The sequence below is a fragment of the Chitinophagaceae bacterium genome (genome assembly GCA_007695095.1).
Lineage (GTDB): Bacteria > Bacteroidota > Bacteroidia > Chitinophagales > REEL01 > REEL01.
The window spans coordinates 1-4,924 of sequence record REEL01000134.1 but is presented as its reverse complement, the minus strand read 5'-3'; the positions used below and the strand labels follow the sequence as shown (position 1 = coordinate 4,924).

The 4,924-nt window shown below is 39.2% G+C and carries 1 protein-coding gene; it reads left to right on the top strand.

Annotation, left to right across the window (positions count from 1 at the left end; genetic code table 11):
- Positions 1-195 precede the first annotated feature (195 nt).
- Positions 196-4,924 (top strand): hypothetical protein (locus tag EA412_10865; protein ID TVR77555.1); only part of this gene is annotated, 4,729 nt, incomplete at its 3' end.

The window sequence follows — 4,924 nt, the reverse complement described above, 5'->3', positions numbered from 1 at the left end:
AATTTTTAATTGCTTACTGTGAATAAAATTTTTTATGTTTTTTTCATTTAAAGCATTTTACCATTAGCACATTAGACTTATAAATAAATTAACATAATTATGGTGAATTTTTTTCAATATTTTTAATATTTTAGCTCATGAAAACAATTCTGTTAGCTTTGTTTTGACGATATTTACACTTTAAACTGTATTTTAATGAGAAATTTCTGCACTACAACAGTAAAATATTTCCTGCCTTTATTTTTCTTTCTGACTGTTAATCAACTTAAAGCTCAATGGCAAATCGGGAGTATTAATGAAGAATACATTATTAATTTTGAAGAAAGTGTTCCCGGTGTATTGAACGGTCAGTATCAGGGGACAGGTTTTTCTGCTACACCGGCTCCGGGTCAGCTAAATAGCAATGCATGGTCTGTAACAGGATTGTCCGGAGGGGATGTCTTATTTGGAGATGAGGGTGTAACAGGTAGTTTTGCCAGAGGAACGGCTGATCAAGGTGTTTCACTTGGAGGCATTTATGCACATCCAGCAAATGGGAGTTCTTCCAAATTGATGTTCCAACCTGACGATGATGAATTGAATCCGGGAAGTATAATCCTGAAGATTCAAAATAATACCGGCAGAGACGTGGATTATATCAGAACTTCGTTTGTATATCAGCGATTTAATGATCAAAACAACTCTACCAGAACTACCTTTGCCGTATCTGATGATGATATGCTTAGCTGGGTTGATCGCTGGTCAAATACTACTCCGGTAAATGCTCAGGCTAACCCTAATTTAACTTTTACGAACCCCAGACATTTTACACCCGTTGATTTAGCAGATGGTGATTATGTTTATTTAAGATGGACAATAGAAGCAATATCCGGAACCGGTGAGCGGGATGAAATATTTTTAGATGAGTTTAAAATTATAATGCTGGATTTGGATGGCTATTGTTTACCTCAATTTTCATCTATTACCAGTGGTCCCGGAGTTAGTCTATTTGGTTTGAATAATATTACAAATACTTCCGGTATAAATGAAATTGCTTATAGTGATTATACGGATCAGGTAATAAATGTAGTAGCAGGGGAGACATACGACCTGCAATTACGCACCGGTTTTCCTATCCAAAATGGACCCAAGGCCGGCGTTTATGCAGACTGGAATCAAGATGGAGTTTTTGATGATCCTGCGGAAAATTTGACAGGTGTTTTTAACTTTCCAAATAACTCCATTCAAACAATACCTGTAACCATTCCTGCAACTGCCGATACAGGGATTACCCGCTTAAGGGTTGTGGCAGTTAGAAATTCAACGAATAATTTAGCTCCTTGTCCTACTAATGTGGTTTGGGGAGAAGCGGAAGATTACAGTATTAATGTTTTTCCGGCAGGAAGCTGCCTTCCGCCATCAGAAGTAAATGTACGTGGTCATTCTTCTTTTTCTTCAACTTTTGAATGGCAGCCGGGTAGCAATGAAAACTCGTGGGACACTGAACTTGGAGAACCAGGCTTTGCGCCCGGAACAGGCAATGAAACTTTTGCCAACACTTACACTTCTCCAAATTTTAATACCCTTTTTGGCATAATACCGGGTGCTCAATATGACTACTATGTTCGTGCAGCATGTAGTAGTGACACTTCTGATTGGGTGGGACCGCTCAATTACTATGTGCCGATGGTGAGTACTGCAAACTCGAGCATAGAGGAGTTTAATGATACATTACCGGAACAATTGACTTGGTTTTCAATACCTGATACTGCCTGGACTTTAGGTCAGGGTTACATTGAAACTGAAGATAACGACGGCTTTTTTGTAAGTCGGGCAATCAATGTGGGATCCAACCATATCTTGCGCTGGGATGCCAAAAACGCAACAGCCGGGGCCTCAAATACCTATAATGTTTGGGCGACGAGGTCAACCTATATACATCCGGATAATTTTGATATTTTACTTGGAACCTTTACCACTTCTTCTGATCAATGGGAAGAGATTGTGCTTGAAATTGATAGTCTCAACGGGGAACGATTATTCTTTGCATTCGAATTTGTAGAGCAGCAAACCGGTAGCACACCATTAAATATAGATAACATTGCTATTGTTCCGTTTGTCTGTAATCAAGTAGATTCCTTTGGACTTTTAACTCCAGGTGCGTATGAAGTCGTATTGGAATGGTTTGCTCCATTTGGCCAAAACGAATGGCTGATTGAGGGCGGATTCAGTGGTTTTACACCAGGCAATGAGGAAGAGATTTTGACTATTACTGTTACAGATCAAGACACTGTATTGATAGTTGGTTTAGATGAAACTACTGAATATGATTTTTACATCAAAACACAGTGCGGATATTCCGGTGAATCGAGTTGGAAAGGCCCGGTAAATTACACTACTATATGTGGATGGGAAACTCCCGATTATACTGTCACTATTGAAAATGCTGAGTTGCCTCATTGCTGGACAAAAGCAAGGGCATCTTTCAATGACAATTCTACAATTACTACTTTCAATTCACTTAACTGGGGGCTTGCTGATGATTATGCTACCATAAGTTTTACCGGACAAAGATTTGATTATATCATTTCAAAAGCAATAGACTTTGGGGACGGCACTTCAGAATATCAACTTGAATTTGATATTCGTTTACGAACCGGAAATCAGGATTATCCCGGCGAGTTAAATATAGATGAAACATTACAAGTCAGGCTAAGTTCGAATACCAATTATCAATTAGGAGAAACACTACAGTTTCTTTTTCAAAATATAGAATTTGTTGCGGATAAAAATGCACCACCTGAATGGTTTTGGACAAGAAAAGTGGTCAATTTAAGCGGCTATACGGGGAAACAATTGATTGGTTTTTTGGCAAGCTCAAGTAACACAACCTTTAACAGTTCATCTTCTATCATTCAAATAAAAAATTTCAGAGTCAGGGAAGTTCCGGCATGTGTAGAAATTCTGAATCCATTTGTGGATAGTGTGAGCAGTAATTCTGTTCACTTTACATGGGACAATCCGGCTGAAGTAAATGACTGGGTTGCTGAATATGCACCTTTGGGTTTCACGCCAGGAAACGGCACTGTTGTGAGTTCAAATACTTACCCTTTTACAATTGACAACTTAGATGAAAACACTGCTTACGATATTTATTTTCGTGCTGTTTGCGGAAGTGATTCATCGGAATGGACCGGGCCTTATGTTTTCAGGACTGTAGGTCAAGGAGATAACTGCTCAAACCCGATTGTTGTGGATGTTCCGGGAGACTTGCCTTTTATTGATTTGAATCAGTCAACTTACTTCAGGGGAGATGATTATGAACAAACTACCTGCTTAGGTTTTTTAGGTGTCGGACAGGATATGATTTACCAGGTAGATGTTACTGAAAATATTGCTGTGAACATTCAATGGGAAAATAATCCGGGAGGCGCTTCAATGGCTATAATGGATCAATGCCCACAGTCTTCTATTTGTTTATACACTGTTTTTTCAACAGCAAGCTCATTTCAAAGGGAACAGTTTTTTACGCCGGGTACTTACTATATCATGCTGAACAGGCATAATGCACCCTTTTACCTAAGATCTTTTGATTTTAAAATAGAAGTAACTCCTTGTGGGAAACCGGCAGGTATTTCCCTTGTGGAAGCGACATCTAACAGTGCAATTTTGGATTGGAATCATGTCGGAAGCATCGATAGTTTTGTGATAGAAATAAATGACGGTTCGTTTACACCCGGGACAGGCAATGCTTTGCAAACGTTTAATCTTGGAGGGCAACCACCTTTTGAAATTACAGGACTAAATCCGGCTACTTTGTATGTAGCATATATAAAATCAATTTGTGGTAGTGAGCAAAGTGATTGGACCGGGCCATTCAGTTTTCAAACGGTGAGCGACTGCCAAGCAGTTAGTAACCCTGTAGTTTTAAATGAAAACAGTGATGGAGCCTTAATTTCCTGGGATGATAATGCAAATGCACAAAGCTGGACTGTTGAAGTGGGAGATGAAAATTTTGTACCGGGAACAAACAATTTTACGCAAATTTATTCCAACATAACTGATACAACGCTTGTCATCAACGGACTGAACCCAAATACAGATTACAGCTTTCATGTGCGTATGGTATGTAGTGACACAATTAGTGATTGGTCAGGGAAAACGTTATTTAGCACCACTTGCCCGAGCGGACTTACCAATCTTGGAGGAAATCAGGAAATCTGTTCTAATGATTTCCCAATCATGTTAGATGCGGGTGCAGATTTTGTGACTTATACATGGTCTCCGGCAGGATTGCCAGGAACCCAAACGGTAACAGTTGAAAGCGGAGGTAATTATGCTGTTACCATAACAGATTCTTTTGGTTGCTCAAGCAGTGACTCAATAGAAATTTTTGTAAATGCAGTTGACACAACTCAAATTGCTGAAAGTATTTGTACAGGACAAAGCTTCTCTTTTTTCGGATCAAATTTAACCGGAGCCGGTGTTTATACTCATACACTAACGAATCAACAAGCTTGTGACAGCATTATTGAATTGACACTTACAGTAAATCCCGTATATGAGTTTAACCTTGTGGAACAAATTTGTGCAGGTGACAGTATTGACTTTTTTGGAACAAGTATTGGAGAAAGCGGTAGTTTTCAGCAGGTATTTACCACTGCTGAAGGTTGTGACAGTACTTACACGCTCAATCTGAGTGTGATAGAGTCAACGCCGATTCAATTTTCAGATACGATTTGTGCCGGGGATACACTGATTTTTGGTGGACAACCCTTATTTGAAGCCGGAATATATACAGATACGCTCACTTCTGTAAGTGGTTGTGACAGTATTGTTGAACTGCAACTTATGGTTAATCCTGTGCTTACAACTGTACTGAATAACACTATTTGTGAAGGAGACACCCTTGTTTTTAACAATCAGAATCTGACGCAAGGCGGCA